14 protein-coding genes are annotated in these 17,767 nt (G+C 70.3%); 8 read left to right on the top strand and 6 right to left on the bottom strand.

The window, feature by feature from the left end; all coding sequences use genetic code 11:
• Nucleotides 1-23: 23 nt before the first annotated feature.
• The 3 genes from ACUDCK_RS15795 (at nt 24) to ACUDCK_RS15805 (ending at nt 2,802) form a co-directional block, all read left to right on the top strand.
• A complete protein-coding gene (locus tag ACUDCK_RS15795; RefSeq protein WP_175166893.1) occupies nt 24-1,427 on the top strand; it encodes a dipeptidase in 1,404 nt (467 codons plus the stop codon).
• Nucleotides 1,428-1,535: 108 nt separating this feature from the next.
• Nucleotides 1,536-2,222, top strand: coding sequence for a GntR family transcriptional regulator (locus ACUDCK_RS15800; protein ID WP_175166892.1), 687 nt, complete (start codon nt 1,536-1,538; stop codon nt 2,220-2,222).
• 133 nt (nt 2,223-2,355) lie between these two features.
• Nucleotides 2,356-2,802 (top strand): universal stress protein, encoded by a 447-nt coding sequence (locus ACUDCK_RS15805; RefSeq protein WP_054502385.1) that lies wholly within the window; start codon nt 2,356-2,358, stop codon nt 2,800-2,802.
• A 77-nt stretch (nt 2,803-2,879) separates the two neighbouring features.
• Here the strand turns inward: ACUDCK_RS15805 and ACUDCK_RS15810 are convergent, their stop codons facing one another.
• Complete coding sequence (locus ACUDCK_RS15810) at nt 2,880-3,755, bottom strand: LysR family transcriptional regulator (RefSeq protein ID WP_006385087.1); 876 nt, start codon at nt 3,753-3,755, stop codon at nt 2,880-2,882.
• 155 nt (nt 3,756-3,910) lie between these two features.
• Between ACUDCK_RS15810 and ACUDCK_RS15815 the strand changes: the two genes are divergently transcribed.
• The gene (locus ACUDCK_RS15815) at nt 3,911-5,455 is read left to right on the top strand and encodes an MFS transporter (RefSeq protein ID WP_175166891.1); all 1,545 of its coding nucleotides are present in this window, start codon (nt 3,911-3,913) and stop codon (nt 5,453-5,455) included.
• Between the two features lie 102 nt (nt 5,456-5,557).
• Here ACUDCK_RS15815 and ACUDCK_RS15820 read toward each other — a convergent pair whose 3' ends face one another.
• Complete coding sequence (locus ACUDCK_RS15820) at nt 5,558-6,178, bottom strand: TetR/AcrR family transcriptional regulator (protein WP_054415957.1); 621 nt, start codon at nt 6,176-6,178, stop codon at nt 5,558-5,560.
• A 126-nt stretch (nt 6,179-6,304) separates the two neighbouring features.
• On the opposite strand from ACUDCK_RS15820, the gene ACUDCK_RS15825 reads away from it, so the two are divergent.
• From ACUDCK_RS15825 to ACUDCK_RS15835, 3 genes are all read left to right on the top strand, one after another.
• Nucleotides 6,305-8,551: a TonB-dependent receptor gene (locus ACUDCK_RS15825; RefSeq protein ID WP_175166890.1), complete on the top strand. Its 2,247-nt coding sequence runs from the start codon at nt 6,305-6,307 to the stop codon at nt 8,549-8,551.
• A gap of 1 nt (nt 8,552) precedes the next feature.
• Nucleotides 8,553-9,743 carry an MFS transporter gene (locus ACUDCK_RS15830; RefSeq protein ID WP_175166889.1) on the top strand — a complete coding sequence of 397 codons (1,191 nt, stop codon included), beginning with the start codon at nt 8,553-8,555 and terminating at the stop codon, nt 9,741-9,743.
• A gap of 93 nt (nt 9,744-9,836) precedes the next feature.
• Nucleotides 9,837-10,304, top strand: coding sequence for a MarR family winged helix-turn-helix transcriptional regulator (locus ACUDCK_RS15835; RefSeq protein WP_026384857.1), 468 nt, complete (start codon nt 9,837-9,839; stop codon nt 10,302-10,304).
• 111 nt (nt 10,305-10,415) lie between these two features.
• On the opposite strand, the gene ACUDCK_RS15840 is transcribed toward ACUDCK_RS15835, so the two are convergent.
• The 4 genes from ACUDCK_RS15840 to ACUDCK_RS15855 all read right to left on the bottom strand — a co-directional run bounded on the left by ACUDCK_RS15840 (nt 10,416) and on the right by ACUDCK_RS15855 (nt 16,601).
• Nucleotides 10,416-11,732, bottom strand: a complete 1,317-nt coding sequence (locus ACUDCK_RS15840) for an MFS transporter (protein ID WP_006385090.1) — start codon at nt 11,730-11,732, stop codon at nt 10,416-10,418.
• A gap of 209 nt (nt 11,733-11,941) precedes the next feature.
• Entirely contained in the window at nt 11,942-14,872 is a 2,931-nt protein-coding gene (locus tag ACUDCK_RS15845; RefSeq protein ID WP_175166888.1) for a cytochrome c, read from the bottom strand.
• Nucleotides 14,869-15,399: a (2Fe-2S)-binding protein gene (locus ACUDCK_RS15850; RefSeq protein WP_175166887.1), complete on the bottom strand. Its 531-nt coding sequence runs from the start codon at nt 15,397-15,399 to the stop codon at nt 14,869-14,871. Before ACUDCK_RS15850 ends, ACUDCK_RS15845 begins: the two co-directional genes overlap by 4 nt.
• 44 nt (nt 15,400-15,443) lie before the next feature.
• Nucleotides 15,444-16,601 carry an FAD-dependent monooxygenase gene (locus tag ACUDCK_RS15855; RefSeq protein WP_064528902.1) on the bottom strand — a complete coding sequence of 386 codons (1,158 nt, stop codon included), beginning with the start codon at nt 16,599-16,601 and terminating at the stop codon, nt 15,444-15,446.
• Nucleotides 16,602-16,915: 314 nt separating this feature from the next.
• Here ACUDCK_RS15855 and ACUDCK_RS15860 point away from each other — a divergent pair, with 314 nt between their 5' ends.
• On the top strand, nt 16,916-17,749 hold the full coding sequence (locus ACUDCK_RS15860; RefSeq protein ID WP_144657725.1) for an alpha/beta fold hydrolase: 834 nt from the start codon (nt 16,916-16,918) through the stop codon (nt 17,747-17,749).
• Nucleotides 17,750-17,767: the final 18 nt, after the last annotated feature.

Raw genomic sequence — 17,767 nt, forward strand, 5'->3', positions numbered from 1 at the left:
CTCTTCCTTCCCACGGAGTCTGCATGTCCGACACTCTCATCCAGCCGGTGCTGGCGCACCTCGACGCGCGCCAGCCGCTGATCGCGCATTGGCTCAAGGCATTCCTGCGCATCCCCAGCGTCAGCGCCGACCCGGCCTTTGCCCCGCACATGGCGCGGGCGCGCGACTTCCTGTGCGAGCGGCTGCGCCGCGACGGGCTGCACAACGTGCAATTGCTGGAGGGCGGCGGCGAGCCGGCCGTCTACGGCGAGTGGCTGGGCGCGCCCGGCAAGCCCACGCTGCTGATCTACGGCCACTACGATGTGCAGCCGGCCGACCCGCTGGAACTGTGGCGCACCCCGCCTTTCGAGCCGACCCAGGTCGGGGACCGGCTCTATGCGCGCGGCGCCTCCGACGTCAAGGGGTCGACCACGGTGGCGCTGGAGGTGGTGTTCGCCTTCCTGGCCACGCTGCGCAGTTGCCCGGTCAACATCAAGGTGTTCATCGAGGGCGAAGAGGAAACCGGCAGCCCCACGCTGCGCGCGCTGATCCAGCGCCACGGCGCCCTGCTGGCCGCCGACGCGGTGCTGTCGGCCGACGGCGGCCGCGCCAGCGCCCAGGTGCCGACCATCAACACCGGCGCGCGCGGCAACGCGGCGCTGGAGGTGCGGTTGCGCACGGCCGCCAAGGATCTGCATTCGGGGCGCTATGGCGGCGGCGTGCGCAATGCGCTGCACGACATGGCCGCGCTGCTGGCCACACTGCATGCGGCCGATGGCCGCGTCGCGGTGGCCGGCTTCGACGACGACGCCGCGCCGCCCACGCCGCGCCAGCGCCAGGACACCGCCGCCTTTCCTTATGACGAGGCGGCGTTCTTCGACGACGTGGGCGCGACCAGCCATGGCGAGCCCGGCTACAGCCCGCGCGAGCGCATCACGCTGCGCCCGGCCCTGGACGTGAACGGCATGTGGGGCGGCTATACCGGCGCCGGCACCAAGACCATCATCGCCTGCGAAGCGTCGGCCAAGCTGACCGTGCGCGTCGTGCAAGGGCAGGACCCGGCGCGGGTGATCCGCGCGGTCCTGGCGCACCTGCGGGCGCACTGCCCGCCCGGCGCCGCGCTGGAGGTGGTGGCGATGCACGACGGCTCGCCGGCCTCGACGCTGGCGCCGGACCATCCGCTGGTGCGCGCGGCCCAGGCGGTGCTGCGGACCGAAGACGGCCGCGATCCGATCCATGTGCGGCTGGGGGCCTCCGTGCCGATCACGTCGGTGTTCAAGGAAACCCTCGGCATCGATACGCTGATGTTCGGCTTCAACCTGCCAGACGAGGACGTGCACGCGCCCAACGAGTTCTTCCGCATCGGCTCGATCCGCGAGGGCGTGCAGGCCTGGACGCGGCTGCTCGACGCGCTCGGCCAGTATCAGCCGGCGGCGTTCCGCGCCTGAGCGCGGCGGACGAGGCAGCGGCTCCAACAATTTTCGTATGCAATAAATGTTGCCAGCCCGGGATTTTGATAGACTGGCTGCCCATACAGTCTTTCCGCCCCGCGCTTCATGACCCAGGAAGTTCCCGCCGATCCCAGCGCCGACGATATCGCCAAGGCCATCGCCGCCGCCATCGTGGCGCACCGGCTGCCGCCCGGCACCCGCCTGCGCGAAGAGGCGCTGGCGCGCGTCTACAAGGTCAGCCGCACCAAGATCCGCGCGGCCCTGCTGATGCTGTCCAAGGACAAGCTCATCAACATCGTGCCCGACAAGGGCGCCTTCGTCAGCAAGCCCGACGCCAACGAGGCGCGCGAGGTCTACGCGGTGCGCCGCATCCTCGAGGCCGCGCTGGCGCGCGAGTTCGTCACCCGCGCCACGGCGGCCGACTACCGCCGCATCGACGCCCACCTGGCCCAGGAGCGCGCCGCGGTCGAAAGCGGCGACGTGCAGGCCCGCAACCGCCTGCTGGGCGACTTCCACATCCTGCTGGCCGAGGCCGTCGGCAATTCGGTGCTGACCGGCATGCTGCGCGAGCTGTCGGCGCGCAGCGCCGTGATCACCGTGCTGTACCAGAGCTCGCACGATGCCAGTTGCTCATCGCGCGAGCATCACGCCTTCATCGAAGCGGCCCGCGCCGGCGACGTCGACCGCGCCTGCGCGCTGATGGACGAGCACCTGGAACACGTGCAGACGGCGCTCGATTTCAGCGAAAGCGACCGCGCGGGCGGCGACCTGGTCGCGGCGCTGTTGAGCTGACGCGGGGCCGCGCGGGGCGGTTTGACCCTGCGCAAGGTTTGATCCCGCTCAAGTAGCCGCCCTCTCCCGGCCGATACAGTGTTACGTAACCGTCGCAAGTCGCGACGGCCGCTGCACAAACACGGGAGACACCATGTACAAGCACATTCTCATTCCCACGGACGGCTCGCAATTGTCCTCGGAAGCGCTGGTCGAAAGCCTTGATCTGGCCAAGTCGCTGGGCGCCAAGGCCACCATCCTCACCGTCGAGGAACCCTTCCACGTCTTCGCCATGGGCGCGGCGCAAGTGGCCCACAGCCTGAGCGACTACCAGGACCAGATCCGCGCCCAGGCCGAACGCCTCTTGAGCGCCGCCGCCACCCAGGCGCGCGAGGCCGGCGTGCCCTGCGAAACGCTGCGCGCCACCCACGAGGATCCCTACCAGGCCATCATCGACACCGCCCGCGAACGCCATTGCGACCTGATCGCCATGGCCTCGCACGGCCGGCGCGGCATGGCCGCCGTGGTGCTGGGCAGCCAGACGCAGAAGGTGCTGGCGCACTCCACCACGCCGGTGCTGGTGTATCGCAAGAAGGCCTGACGCGCCCGGGCTCGGGCCGCCGCGGCGGTCGCCTTCCGCAGGCGGCCAGCGCCGGCCGCCCGGCCGCCCCGGCCCGCTCAGGCCGCCGGATGCAGCAGTTGCTCCATGCGATCCTGGATCCAGCGCTCGGTGGCCGTCGGCGTCCGGCCCTGCAGCCAGAGCGTGCGCACCGACAGCGGCGGCAGCGACAGGCCGACGCACGGCACATTGGCCAGGTCCTCGCGGTAGCCCTCGTACTCGGCGATGTTCAGCGGCAGAATGGCCCAGCCCAAGCCATCCACGGCCATGGCGGCGATGCTGTAGAAACTGTCTGAACGCCACGCCGACGGACTCATCACCACATCCTCCACCCCCTCCATCCGCATCACCAGTTGACGATGGCGCGCCAGGTCGTTGCGCGTGACTTCGGGCAACGCGGCCAGCGGATGGTCGCGCGCCACGAAGATGCCCTGTCCCACGTCGCCCAGGTAGCGATGGGCGAAGGCCGCGCCCGGATCGCCGCGATCGTAATGGAACGCCACGCTGGCGCGCCCCTGCGAGACATAGTCCGCCACTTCGGTGGCCGTGCCGTTCAACTGGGTTAGCTCCAGCGCGGGAAAGCGCGCCGAGACCTCCTTCACCAGCGCGCCCAGCACCCGATCGGGCAAGGCCTCGTCCAGCGCCAGGCTGAGGTGCGCGTCCTGCCCGGCCGCGAATGACAGCGCCCGCTGCTCCAATCCCGCCGCCTGGCGCAACAGCTCGCGCGCCTCCTGCAACAGCACTTCACCGGCCCGGGTCAGCGTGGCATTGCGGCGCGAGCGGTCGAACAGCTCCACCCCCAGGTCCGCTTCCAGCAACCCCAGCGAGGTGCTGACGGCCGATTGCGCCCGGCCCACCTGGCGCGCCGCCGCCGAAAACGAGCCGGCGTCCGCCGCCGCCACGAAGTGCCGCAGTTGTTCCAGGGTCCAGTGCATGGTTGTCTCCAGGGGTGGCCAAGCAAGCCTTCAAAACGGTTGCCGGCCGCACGGGGCGATGGAGCCGCCACCTATACATCTATTTTATAGATGGATTCCAACTTCTTATCCATGCTTCATAGATTGAAAATGTCCGGCGTTATAGGAGTCAATGCATGACGCAGCGCAATCCCTCCCCCGCTGTCGCCGCGCCCGCGCCGGGTCGCTGGCTGGTGCTGGCCATCGTTTCCAGCGCCCTATTGCTGATCGTGGTCGACATGACCGTGCTGTACACCGCCCTGCCTCGGCTCACGCACGAACTGGGCGTGACGGCCTCGTCCAAGCTCTGGATCGTCAACATCTACGCGCTGGTGGTGTCCGGCCTGCTGCTGGGCATGGGCACGCTGGGCGACCGCCTGGGCCACAAGCGCCTGTTCATGATGGGCCTGGCCGTGTTCGGCGCGGCCTCGCTGGCGGCGGCCTATTCGCCCAACCCCGCGGCGCTGATCGCGGCGCGCGCGGTGCTGGCGGTGGGCGCGGCCATGATGATGCCGGCGACGCTGTCGATCCTGCGCCTGACCTTCGCCGACGAGCGCGAGCGCGCCATCGCCATCGGCGTCTGGGCCTCGGTGGCCTCGGGCGGCGCGGCGCTCGGCCCGGTCATCGGCGGCATCCTGCTGGAGCACTTTTGGTGGGGCTCGGTGTTCCTGATCAACCTGCCGATCGTGCTGCTGGCGCTGCCGCTGGCGCGCCGCTACATCCCGGCCGGCCAGCCGGACCGCCAGCGCCCCTGGGACCTGGTCGGCTCGCTGCAGGTGATGGTCGGCCTGATCCTGACCGCCTATGCGCTCAAGGAACTGGGCCGCGCCCAGCCGTCCTGGCTGGACGCCGCGCTGGCCTGCGCCGGCGGCGCCGCGATGCTGTTCATCTTCGCCCGGCGCCAGCGCGCGCGGCCCCATCCGATGATCGACTTCGCCATCTTCCGCAACCGCAGCTTCAGTTCGGCGGTGGCCTCGGCGCTGTTCGCGGCGGCGGCGCTGCTCGGCATGGAGCTGGTGTTCAGCCAGCGCCTGCAACTGGTGCTGGGCATGTCGCCGATCCAGGCCGCGCTCTACATCCTGCCGCTGCCGCTGGCCGCGTTCATCGCCGGCCCGCTGGCCGGCTGGCTGCTGCCGAAGGTGGGCAGCGCGCGCCTGCTGTTCGTCTCGCTGCTGGTGTCCGGCCTGGGCATGGGCGGCTACCTGTTCAGCTACGACGGCGCGCTGGCGGCGCAGATCGCCAGCCTGTGCGTGCTGGGCGTGGGCATCGGCGCCACCATGACCGCCGCGTCCAGCACCATCATGCAGAGCGCCACGCCCGAGCGCGCCGGCATGGCCGCGTCGATCGAGGAAGTGTCGTATGAACTGGGCGGCGCGCTGGGGGTGACGCTGATGGGCTCGATCCTGTCGGGGGTGTACGCGCACACGCTGGACGTGCCCGCCGGCCTGCCGGCAGCCGGGGCCGGTGCGGCGCGCGACAGCCTGGACGAAGCGCTGGTGGTGGCCGAGGGCCTGTCCAGCGACACAGGCGCCGCGCTGGCGCGGCTGGCCCGCGACGCGTTCGACGCGGGCTACGCGGCGGTCATCGCCACCGCCACCGTGCTGCTGCTGGCCACCGCGTTGCTGGTGCTGGTGAACCGCTGGCGTGGCGGCGCCAAGGTGTCCGCCCCCGCGCCGCGCTGAGCCGCCGTTGCAGGCCCGGCCTGCGGGCGGTCATGCACCAGTGCGAAACGCGTTGGAAGGTCGCTGCACCCCGGGCCTGTCAATCACGAAAAGAAACGGCCACTAGGCCGCATCGCCCGGGCGCCGCGCCCCCACCAGGCTCAACACGTACTCCAGGAACGCGGCCTCGTCCGGCATGGCGCCGCCGCCCGCCGCGATGGCGTCGGCCACTTCCAGGTGGCTGTGCAGCCAGTACTGGATCAGCGCGCCGGTGGTGATCATGGCCTGCCCAGCCGGAATGTCGGCGCGCACGAAGCCGGCTTTCTGGGCCTGCGCGAAGACCGGCACGAACAGCCGGTTCAGGCGTTCGGAGCGCGCCCGGCGCTCGGCTTCCTGCGCCCCCATCACGCGCCAAAGCTGGAAGCGCAAAGCGGCCGGGTGCGTCTTCCAGTAGCGCAGATAGCTGCCCACCATGTCAGGCACCGTGCGCGCCGTGACGGGCTGGCGCGTGATCGGCTCGATCGCGGCCAGGAAATCCTCGGTGATGCATTCCCCCACCTTGGACCAGAGGCTTTCCTTGTCCTTGAAATGATGGTGGATCAGCCCGGGCGAGACCTTGGCTTCCTGCGCGATCAGCCGCATGGTCGAACCGTCGAAACCCAGGCGGGCGAACAGCGTCAGCGCCGATTCCAGGATCACGTCGCGGGCGTCGGGCGTCGTGTATTGCGAGCGCAGCTCTGTCATGCCGAGGGTCTCCATCGTTGCGGCAACCGGCATGTTACGGGCGCGAAACGCATTGATCAATTGACTGACCAAACGTTTAGTCAATAGAATTGCGACAAATTCTCATTAACCACCCTGGAGTTTGTCTTGCCCCCGTCACCCGCGCTCCCGCGCCGCCGCCTGTGCCGCCCCCTGCTGCTGGCGTTGTCGCTGACCCTGCCCCCGTTCTCAACGCGGGCGCAAACGCCTCCCGCAGCCGCCTCCGACGCTGCGTGGGCGTCGACGACGGCGTCGGAGGCCGCTTCCAACCCGCCCCGGGCCGGCGCCACCGAACTGCCCGCCGTCACCGTGACCGCGCGCCGGCGCGAGGAAAGCGCGCAGGACGTGCCCATCGGCATGACCGTGCTGAACGGCGAGCAATTGAGCGCCGACGCCGCGCCGCAGGCCGGCAACGCCGGCCTGGCGCGCTCGGCGCCCAACCTGGCGTTCACCGACACGGGCGGCCAGAATTCCAACGTCTTCACCATCCGGGGCGTGGGCTCGTTCGCGCCGCTGTCGCCGGACGACACCTCGGTGGTGATGTACGCCAACGACGTGCCGCGCTCGGTCTACGGCGCGCCGCCGACGCTGCTGGACGTGAACCGGGTCGAGGTGCTGCGCGGGCCGCAAGGCACGCTGTTCGGCCGCAACACGCAGGGCGGCGCCATCAACGTGATCGCCAACCAGCCGGTGTTCGACCGCGAATACACCATACGCGGCGAGATCGGCTCGCACGGTCACCGGCTGGGCGAACTGATCGCCAACGAGGCCCTGTCGGACACCGTGGCCGCGCGCCTGGCGCTGCGCTACACCACGGTGGACGGGACCACCCCCAACCTGGCTTCAGGCGGCAAGGTCGGCTGGGCCGACGTGGGCGCGGCGCGCGCCACGGTGCTGTGGACGCCCGGCGCCAACACCGTGGTGACGGTCACCGGATCGCACGACCAGCAGAAGGCCGCCGCGCCGCGCTTCGTATGGCTGCAGAACCCGCGCTTTCCGCAGACCGCCTCGGATCCCGAGAACAAGATCGACTGGAAGGACAGCAGCGGCAGCGTCAAGGTCGAGCACGAGTTCGAGCACTTCACCCTGACCTCGCTGACCAGCTACCTGGATTCGCGCTCGCGCCAGGCCTTCGACCTGACCGACGGCCTGATCTATTCGGCGATGACCGGCCGGCCCGCGTCCGTGTACAACGTGCCCTACGCCGACTACGCCGACATCCGCTTCCAGGAACAGAGCTGGCAACAGGAATTGCGCCTGAGTTCGCCGGAAACCAGCGCACTGGGCTGGACCGTGGGCGCCAACTACTTCCACTCCAGCTTCCGCAACGACACCACCGCCAAGGCCTCGCCAGCGGCGTTCAACTTCCAGACCCAGAACGGCACCCAGGCCAACCGCATCAAGACCGACAGCGCCTCGCTGTTCGGCGAGGCCAGCGTGCCGCTGACGCCGAAACTGAAGGCCCTGGCTGGCCTGCGCTACACGCACGAGGCCAAGGACGCGCGCTACCGCTACACCGGCAACGGCAACCCCGCGGTGGTGGCCAACTTCCGCCAGCACGACACGCTGTCCGACAATTTCGTCACCGGCCGCACCGGCCTGTCGTATGACTGGAGCGACGCGCTGATGACGTACGCCACCGTGTCGCGCGGCTATGTCTCGGGCGGCTTTGCCGGCGTGTCCGTCAACACGCCGACCGGCAAGCCGGAAACGCCGTTCGAGGCCTCGACCAGTTGGACCTACGAACTGGGCTTCAAGTCGCAATGGTTCGACCGCCGCCTGGACCTGAACGGCTCGGTATTCCTGAACGAGGTCAAGCGCGGCCACCTGATCGTGTTCAACCCGTCCGCCCTGCTGTTCACGCCCGCCTCGCTCGATTACCGCAGCAAGGGCGCCGAACTGGACTTCGCGGCGCGCGTGCATCCCAACGTCAAGCTGATCGGCGGCGCCGGCTACACCCATGCCGAACTGGTCTCGGTGCCCGCCGGCAGCGCCACTGGCGCCCAGTCGGGCAACCGTGTGCCCAATGTGCCGCGCCTGACCGCCAATCTGGGCGTGGAAGTCGAGGCGCCGGCGCGACCGCTCGGCCTGCCCGGCCAGCTCAACGGCCAGATCGTCTGGCAGCACGTCGGCGCGCGCGCGGCCGACGTCAAGGAAAGCTTCACCCTGCCCGCCTACGACGTGGTCAACCTGCGCGCCGGCTGGCGCGACGGGCCGCTGGAAATCTATGGCTTCGTCTACAACCTGTTCGACAAGCGATATCTGGTGGCGGGCCAGAGCTGGGGACCCACGGTCAGTTCTGTGCGGTTGGGACAGGAACGACTGGCGGGCGTCGGCATGAGCTGGAAGTTCTGACATGCGGACCAGCCAACCCGCCGCGCCCTGGGCGCGCCTGGCCGCCATCGCGGCCCTGTACGTGTCGCTTGGCGCGGTGCTCGGCTTCGTGCAGGGCGGCGTCGGCCCGATCATGCGCGGCAAGGGCCATGCGCTGACCTCGATGGCGCCGGTATTCGCGCTGTACCTGCCGTTCGGCGTGACCTTCCTGTGGGCCCCGCTGGTGGATCGCTGGCGCCTGCCCTGGCTGGGCCGGCGCAGCGGCTGGATCGTGGCGGCGCAGGGCCTGGCGGTGCTGCTGGTGGCCGCGATCGCGCTGGGCGGCGCGTTGCCGCTGGCGGCGCTGTTCGGGCTGGGCCTGGCCGCGACGCTGGCGGTGGCGACCATGGACGTGGCGCTGGACGCCTGGACGGTCGAGCATATTGCCGACGCCCATCGCGGCGCGGCATCGGCGGCCAAGGTCGGCGGCCTGTCGCTGGGCGCGGTGCTGGGCGGCGGCGTGCTGGTCGGCCTGTTTCCCCGCCTGGGTTGGGAAGGCGCGCTGCTGTTGCTGGCCGCCCTGATGGCGTTCGCGACGCTGCCGGCCTGGCGCCTGCCCGACCACGCCGCGCCAGCGGCGGCGCGGCAGGCAAGGCCGGGCCTGCGGGCCGCCCTGCGGCAACCGGCCATGGCCGGGCGCCTGCTGCGCATCAGCCTGGTCACCTGCGCGCTGATGGCGCTGTTCAACCTGAACCGGCTGATGCTGGTGGACCTGGGCGTGCCGCTGGCCCGCATCGGCTGGGTGTTGGGGGTGGCCGCGCCGCTGGCCAACCTGGCGATGGCCCTGGCGCTGCCGGCGGCGCTGCGGCGCTGCGCCCCGCGGCCCTTGCTGTGGGCCTTGCTGGCGGCCACCGTGGCCGGCGCGCTGGCCATCGTCATGGCCCTGCGCATCGGCCACGCGGACCTGGCCATCGGGGCCTCGATCGCGATCAGCGCCTGCGTCAGCGGCCTGTACATCGTCATGGGCGGCCTGATCCTGGGCTGGGCGGCGGGCGGCCAGGCCGCCACCGACTACGCGCTGCTGTACGGCCTGGGCCGCTTCGTCGGCACGCTGGCACTGCTGGGCATGCCGGCATTGATCGCCCTCGTCGGCTGGCCTGCGTTCTATGCGCTGGCGGCCGCCTGCGCGGTGCTGGCCGTGGCCTGCTTCATGGCGGCGCTGCGAAAAACCTGATCCCTGTCGGCACAAAGGCGGCAAGCCCCGTAAACTTCCGGACATCCCATTGAGATAGATCATCGTACCCAGGGTATGGCTTCGGATAGGCTTATGCGAAATGTGAAAAACAAGTCCGCCCCCGACAAGGACAGCTATTTGTTCTCCGACCAGATTGGACACCTGCTGCGGCGCGTGTACCAACGGCATACCGCCCTGTTCCAGCAGTACATCCCCGACTCGCAGTTGACCGCGGCGCAGTTCGTCGTGCTGTGCTCGGTGCGCGACAACCAGGGCAGTTCGCTGGCGGATATCGTCAAGGCCACGGTCATCGACCAGGCCACGGTGCGCGGCGTGGTGGACCGGCTCAAGCAGCGCGAGCTGGTGCGGGTCGACCACGACCCGCACGACCGCCGCAAGGTGGTGATCAACCTGACCCCGGTGGGCCAGGAGCTGGTGCGAAAAATGGAACCCTTCGCCCTGCAGATCACCGAAAGCACCTATGGCACGCTCAATCCCGCCGAGCGCGTGGCGCTGGAATTCCTGCTGCGCAAGATGATCGAGGGCGACGCCGGGGAATGAGGCGTCCGGGCGTCCGGCGTCCGGGCTTCCGGCGTCCGGGTGTCCGGCGCCCGGGCTTCCGGCGTGCAAGCGGCACGCGTCCTCCCGGATGCGCGCCGCCCTTCTGACGGATCAGTCCAGCGCGCGGTTGCGCGACTCGACGTCGACCGCCCGGATCGACAGCGCCGCGGCCAGCAGCATGGCCGCCAGCACCGCAAGCGCCAGCGTGAAGTGGGTGGCCATGATGGGCGCGATGATGGCCGGCGCGAACAGCCCGCCAAAGCGCGCCACCGCGCCCGCCAGCCCCATGCCGCTGGCGCGCAGGTCGGTCGGATAGACCTCGGGCGTGAACGCATACAGCGCGCCCCAGGTGCCCAGCAGCGCGAAGCTCATGAGCAGCGTCGAGCCGACCACCAGGAAGCTGGAGGTGCCCAGGCTGTACAGCATGCAGCCCACCGCGCTCAGGATCAGGAAGCCGACCAGCGTGGGCTTGCGGCCCCAGCGCTCCACCCCGTAGGCCGACAGCGCGAAGCCCGGCAACTGCACCAGCGCCAGCAGCACCAGGAATTCCTGGCCGCGCATGAAGGCGAAGCCCTGGCTGCTGAGCTTGATCGGCAGGTAGACGAACACGCCGTAGTAGGCGATGGAGATCAGCGCCCAGGCCAGGCACAGCGCGATGCTGCGGCGGCGCAGCGCGTTCGAGAACAGCGCTGACAGCGGCTTGCGCTCATGCAGTTCCGGCTTGAGCTCGGGGATGTCGGTCGGACGTCCGTTGACGCGGGCCACGCGTTCGAGCACCTTGCGCGCCTGCCCCGACTTGCCGTTGCGGTTCAGGTACATCGGCGACTCGGGGATGTAGAAGCGCAGCACCACGCCGATCAGCGCCGGCAGGCCGGTGACGAAGAAGATCACGCGCCAGGCATCGTCGCCCCACGACAGCGCGGCCAGGGCCAGCAGCGCCAGGCAGATGGTGCCCAGGGCCCAGAACGATTCCAGCAGCACCAGCCAGCGGCCGCGGCGTTCGCTCGGCAGGAACTCGGCCATCATGGTGTAGTCCACCGGCAGCGTGCCGCCGACACCGATGCCGGTGACAAAGCGCAGCAACAGCAGCCAGGCGAAGTCCGGCGCGAAGGCCGAGGCCACGCCCGCGCAGGCGTCGATGACCACGGCCATCATCAGCACCGGGCGGCGGCCGATGCGGTCGGCCAGCCGGCCAAACGCGAAGGCGCCGATCAGCATGCCGACGAAGAACGCGGTGCCGGTCTGCAAGGCCTCGGGCACCGGAATGCCGAAGGTGCGGGCGATCGAAGGCGCGCTGAAGCCGATCGACAGCACCTGCATGGCGTCGGCCAGCCAGACCAGCCCGAAAATCATGAACAGCCGGTACTGGAACTTGCCGACGCCGGCGGTCTTGATGCCTTGTTCCACCGTGATGAATGAAGCTGACATATGCGTGATTCCCTTTGTGTGCCGCGCGCGGGATCCGCGCCTGGAAAGGCGTCGGGCCCCGGTTCGGTGCATGGCCGGCTTCGCGGATGCGAAGGTCGACCGCGCCCCTCGGCGCCGGACAGGCGTCGATGGAAAACCGATGCGCGCGATGTTGTGTCGCGAGGCGCGGCCGGACCCGCCATGGGCCGATCCGCTGCCCCGTCTTCCCCTTACTGCTGCTGCGCGTGCTGGCGCAGCCTGCCTATGGTCGTCGTGTCAACTGGCCAAGCCTCTTCCTCCGGCGCGAACCGCGCGCGCAAATAGTCGATCAAATCGCCGATCTGCCTGTCGTCCAGGCTGTTGCCGAACGCCGGCATGTAGCCCAGGGCATCGTCGGCCGGGGCCTGGATGCCGTGGAGGATCACCTGGATCAGGTTGTCCGGCGATGCCGCGTGCAGATTGGTGTTCTGGCCCAGCAGGGGCTTGACCCCGAACAGGGTCGGCCCGCTGCCGGCTTCATGGCAGACGGCGCAGGCGTTCTGGTAGATGCGTTCGCCGCTGGCGCGGCGCAGCGTGATGGCCTCGCTGACGGCCGCGGGCGCGGGGACCGCGTTGATGGCGGTGGCGGCGGTTGCGGTCGTGACCGCCGGGGCGGCGACGACGCTGGCCGACGTGGCGGCGCTTGCCGTGGCCGTGGCCGTCGCGCGCGCCGCCGACGACGTCCGTCCCGGCACCGCCAGCAGATAGGTGACGATGGCCTTCAGGTCGCTGGCTGGCAGTTCGGCCAGCCCATGGATCACGGGTGCCATGGGGCCCGCGGCCACGCCATGGCGCGGCGAATAGCCGGTGCGCAGGTACTGGAACAGTTCCTCGCCCGACCAGGCCCGCTCGCCCGTGGCCAGACGGTTCAGCGCCGGCGCGTTCCAGCCCTCGGCCTGGCCGCCGGCCAGGTAGGCCAGGCCGCCCTTCTCCGCGCCCAGCGCGTTGCGCGGCGAATGGCAGGCGGCGCAATGGCCCACGCCTTCCACCAGATACGCGCCGCGATTCCATTCGGCGTCCTGCGAGGGATCCGGCGTGAATGGCTTGGGATCGTGGAACAGCAGGTTCCAGCCGGCCAGCAGCGGCCGCAGGTTGAACGGAAAGCCCAGCTCGGTGCGCGGCGGCGTCGCGGCCACCGCGGGCTGCGACATCAGGTAGCCGTACAGCGCCTGCAGGTCGGCGTCGCTGAGCTTGGCATAGGCCGTGTACGGAAACGCCGGATACAACTGGCGGCCGTCCTGGTGGATACCGTGGCGCATGGCGCGTTCAAAGGCCGCGTATGACCAGCGGCCGATGCCGGTCTGCGCATCGGGAGTGATGTTGGTGGAATAGATCACGCCGAACGGCGTCTCCAGCGCCAGGCCGCCGGCGTTGTGCGCGCCGCCCGGTGCGGTGTGGCAGGCCACGCAGTCGCCGGCCGCCGCCACCAGCCGGCCGCGCTCGATTGCCTGCGCCGAATACAGGGAGGCGTCGGGTCCCGCGGTCAGCGGCAGCGCCGGCTTCAGCGGCCACAACGCGGTGGCCATGGCCGCCAGTCCGGCCGCGCCGGCCGCCAGCCAGCCCCAGCCCCGGCGCAATGCGCCCTTCCCGCCGGCCGCGCGCCGGTCCGCCAGCGCCAGCCGTAGTTGGCCGGCGTCGAACGGCGCCTGCCGCAGGCGCACGCCGGTGGCGTCCTGGATGGCGTTGGCGATGGCGGCGGCGGCGGGCAGCGTCAGCACGCCATCCACGTCCAGCCGTCCTTCGCGCAACGGGCCGGGCACGTCCGGCGCCGCGATGGCGACCGCATCCAGGCCCGCGGTCGAGGGCATCGGTTCGGCGCCGCGCCAATCGTCGAACGCCGCCGGGCCGGCAATGAGGCGGCGGGCATCGGCCAGCCGCTCGGGTTGCTGGCGCGTGATGGCCAGCCGCGTGGTCGCGCCTTGCGCCGCGCGCAGGTCCTGGCTGTCGTGGCCGGCGACGACGCGCGTCACCTCGATGCGCCCGGTGGCGGGCTGGATCGCCACGTCGGCCACCCAGGCGCTCCAGACCATCTGCGCCGAACCATCCTCGGCCTCGCAGCGGACCTGCGCCGTGGCCAGGCCGGTGCCGCGCAGCAGGCCGTCGGCGGCCGACGTGGCCTCCTGCGCCGTGGCCGCCTGCGCCTGTTCCACCACCTGGCGCGCCAGTTCGCGGCCGCGATCATCGGCCATGTGCCGCAGCCGCCAGCCCACCGGATCCTCGCCCGCCGCCAGCGCCCGCTCGTGCCACAGGCTTTCGCCGGCGAACACCTGGGCCGCGTTCAATTCGTCGATGCTGGCGTGCGGCAGATCCCGCGATGCCGCAGGCGCCAGCACCGGGCTGTCGCCCTGCACCGTGGCCTGGCCGCAGGCCTGGGCGTGACCGGGCCGCGCCAGCAGGCGCGCCAGGCTGGGGCGCACGGCCCAGGGGTGGCGCGAACGCAGCGCCGGCCCCGCCGCCAGGTCCGCCTCGCGCAACGCCAGCGTGGTCGCGGCCGCCGGCCGGCAGGCCACGCATACAGGCCGCCCCACCGCCTCGGACAGCAGCGCGGCGTCCGCGGCGGCGTCCAGCAGATCGAGCGCGTGCGGCGGCAGGCCGGCCTCGGCCGCGCCCTGCGGCCAGTCGGCCAGGCGCACCGCGTGCCCGGGACAATCCATCAGCGCCGCCAGCTCGCGCCGCAGCCAGGCCTGCGAGGCGGGCGCCGGCGGCGGCAGCCACAGCGTCAGTCGGCCGTCCAGGTACCAGGCCGCGACACGCGCGCCGGACGCCGTTTCAGTAGATCGCCATAGATACTCACGCTGGTCGTCCGGATCCACTTCCGAACGGATCACGGTTGCCTCGCGCGCAGGCGGGCCATCGCCGCGCCACACGGGCGCCATGCAGGCCAGCGCCTGCCGCGCATGCGCCGGCGTCACCGCCACCACGCCGACAAAGTGCTCCCGCCGCACTACGGCCACCACGCCCGCCTGGGCCCGCGCTTGCTCCAGGCTCACGCTCTCGAGCGCGCTGCCGCGATAGCGCGTGCCGTCCCAGCGGGCCGCGGGCGGGCACAGAGCCAGTCCATGCAGCAGATCGGACGGCGGCGCGATGGCGCCCGCCGAGGCCTCGGGCAGCAACGCGCTCATGCGCCAGCCCCTTCGCACCCGCGCGGCGCCGCCTCGGCCCGCAATTGCACCGCGCGCAACGCCGCCTGCATGATCTCGACATGCGTCCCGCAGCGGCACAGGTTGTGATGCAGCTCGCTGCGCAGCGCCTGCTCGGACGGCGCCGGGTCGCGGCGCAGCAGCGCCTCGACCGTCATGATCATGCCGTTCAGGCAATAGCCGCACTGCGCCGCCTGGCATTCGATGAAGGCGCGCTGCGTCGGCCCGGGCCGCTCGCGCGAACCCAGGCCTTCAAGCGTGGTGATCTCGCGCCCTTGCGCCGCCCTCACCGGAATCACACAGGACCGCGCCGCCACGCCGTCGATCAGCACCGTGCAGGCGCCGCACTCGCCCAGGCCGCAGCCGTACTTGGGCCCGTTCAGGGCCAGATCGTTGCGCAACACCAGCAGCAGCGAGGTCGCCGGCGGCGCCGCCACGCGCACGACGCTGCCGTTGACCTTCAGGCCGATCGGCTCGGCGGCGGGCGGGGTGTTGGCGGGATGTCCCATGGTGTGCGTGGCGAAGGTCTGGTGGATGAAGGACGGCGGGCGCGTCAGGCCGCCGCCTTGGCCTTCGGTTCGACCAGCGGCTCGCTGAACACGTCGTAGCCGAAACACCAGCTCGGGTCCTCATTGGTCCGCAGCCAGGTGTTGTCGTGCGAAATGCGCTGCACCTTGCTGGCGCGCTCGGCGCGGTTGGCTTCGTACAGCGCGAAAGCCAGTTCGTGATTATGCGCCCCGACTTCCTTGAAGCAACGCACCAGCATCGCGCCGTCCTCGATGGCCATGGCCGCGCCCTGCGCCATGTGCGGTTTCATGGGGTGGCAGGCGTCGCCCAGCAGCACCAGGCGGCCGCGGCTCCACAGCGGCAGCGGGTCGCGCTCCAGCAGCGACCACTTGGTGACCTCGACGGTGGCGTCGATCAGCGCCTGCACCGTGGGATGCCAGCCCTGGAAGGCTTCGCGCATTTCGTCCTTGCTGCTGGGCAGCCAGCGGTCGTTCAGGTCCCATTGCTCGACCGGCACGCCGGTCACGTAGTAGAGCTCGTCGGCCTTGCTGGTGACGAAGTACGTCATCATGTGGCGGTCATCGGTCCACCACTTCACGCAGGCGTCGAACGGCAGCATGCCGGCCTTGACCTCGGGCGTGGGGAACACCGCGCGGTGGGCCAGGTAGCCGGCGTACTTGGGAGGCTCGGGCCCCAGCAGGGCCTCGCGGATGTGGGAATTGACGCCGTCGGCGCCGATCACGATGTCGGCATGCTCGACGCTGCCGTCGGCAAAGCGCATCTCGACGTCGTTGCCCCGGTCGGTAACGCCGACCAGGTGCTTGGAATACGCCATCACGCGCTCGGGCAGCGCCTCGATCAGCAGGGCGTGGAAGTCGCCGCGGTGCACCGTCAGGTACGACGCGCCGTAGGTCTTGACGGCGTAGTCGCCCAGCGGAATCTGCGCCAGCACGTCGCCGGTCAGGCCGTGGCGGCTGTACCAGTAGTCGGGGTGCGACCCTTGGGCGTTGAGCGCGTCCTCGATGCCGATGCGGCGCAGGATCTTCATGACGTTGGGACCGACGTGGATACCGGCGCCCAGCCGCGAAAAACTCGGCGCCTGTTCGTACACGCGCACGTCGAAGCCTTCCTGCAGCAGGAGCGAGGCGGTGGCGGCGCCACCGAGGCCGGCGCCGATCACGGCGATGCGGGGGGATTTAGACAAGAGGCTCTCCTACTTTTCTATGCATACACTCTATTTTTTCCAGATGGAAAACCGCACCATCGTGGATCCGAAACTGTTCGCCTGCGTCCAAAACAGTGCATTTTTATGCACATATAGGTAAAAACCACTATGAACATCGGCTTTGCGATTCACCTCGCTGTTTGCAAGAATAGAGCGTCTACACTGTTTTTTTAATTTATCGAAAACCCTAAGATGGATCCGCGCTTCACGTCATCACGCTCGATCCGCGCCCTGCGCGGCGCAAGCAATGACCGCCGGATCCCGTCCTGGCATCGACCCACCCGGAGCACGGCATGAGCCAACCATCCAGCACCTTCCTGTACGGCGCCAACGTCCACGCCAACGGCATCCGCCAGCACTACCTGCGCTACGGCGGCGCGGACGGCGCGCGCGCCGAACGCGACGCGCTCATCCTGATCCCTGGCATCACCAGCCCGGCGGTCACCTGGGGCTTCGTGGCCGAGCGCCTGGGCCAGCGCTACGACACCTATGTGCTGGACGTGCGCGGCCGCGGCCTGTCCAGCGCCGACCCCGGCCTGGACTACAGCCTGGACGCGCAGGCCGCCGACGTGCTTGCCCTGGCGCAGGCGCTCGGCCTGCAGCGCTACGCCCTGATGGGCCATTCCATGGGCGGACGCATCGCGGTGCGCGCGGCACGCAGCCAGCCGGCCGGCCTGACGCGGCTGGTCATCGTCGACCCGCCCGTCTCCGGCCCGGGCCGCCGCCCCTACCCCGCCAAGCTGGCCTGGTACGTCGACTCGATCCGCCAGGCCACGCACGGCATGGATGCCGAGGCCATGCGCGCCTTCTGCCCCACCTGGACCGAGGAACAGCGGCGCCTGCGCGCGCAATGGCTGCACACCTGCCACGAGCCCGCCATCGTGCGCAGCTTCGAGGACTTCGGCCGCGACGACATCCATGCCGACTTGCCGCGGGTGCGCGTGCCGCAGTTGCTGATGACCGCCGAGAACGGCGGCGTGGTCGGCGACGAGGACGTGGCCGAATGGCAGGGCCTGGCGCCCGACACCCTGCACCGGCGCGTGCCCGCCGCCGGCCACATGATCCCGTGGGATAACGAGGCCGGCTTCCACGAGGCGCTGGGCGACTTTCTCGAGCCGCGCGGCTGAATCCCCTTTTCCCCCTTA

It is taken from the genome of Achromobacter sp. CF-sbj1-Ac2-l (genome assembly GCF_052698165.1).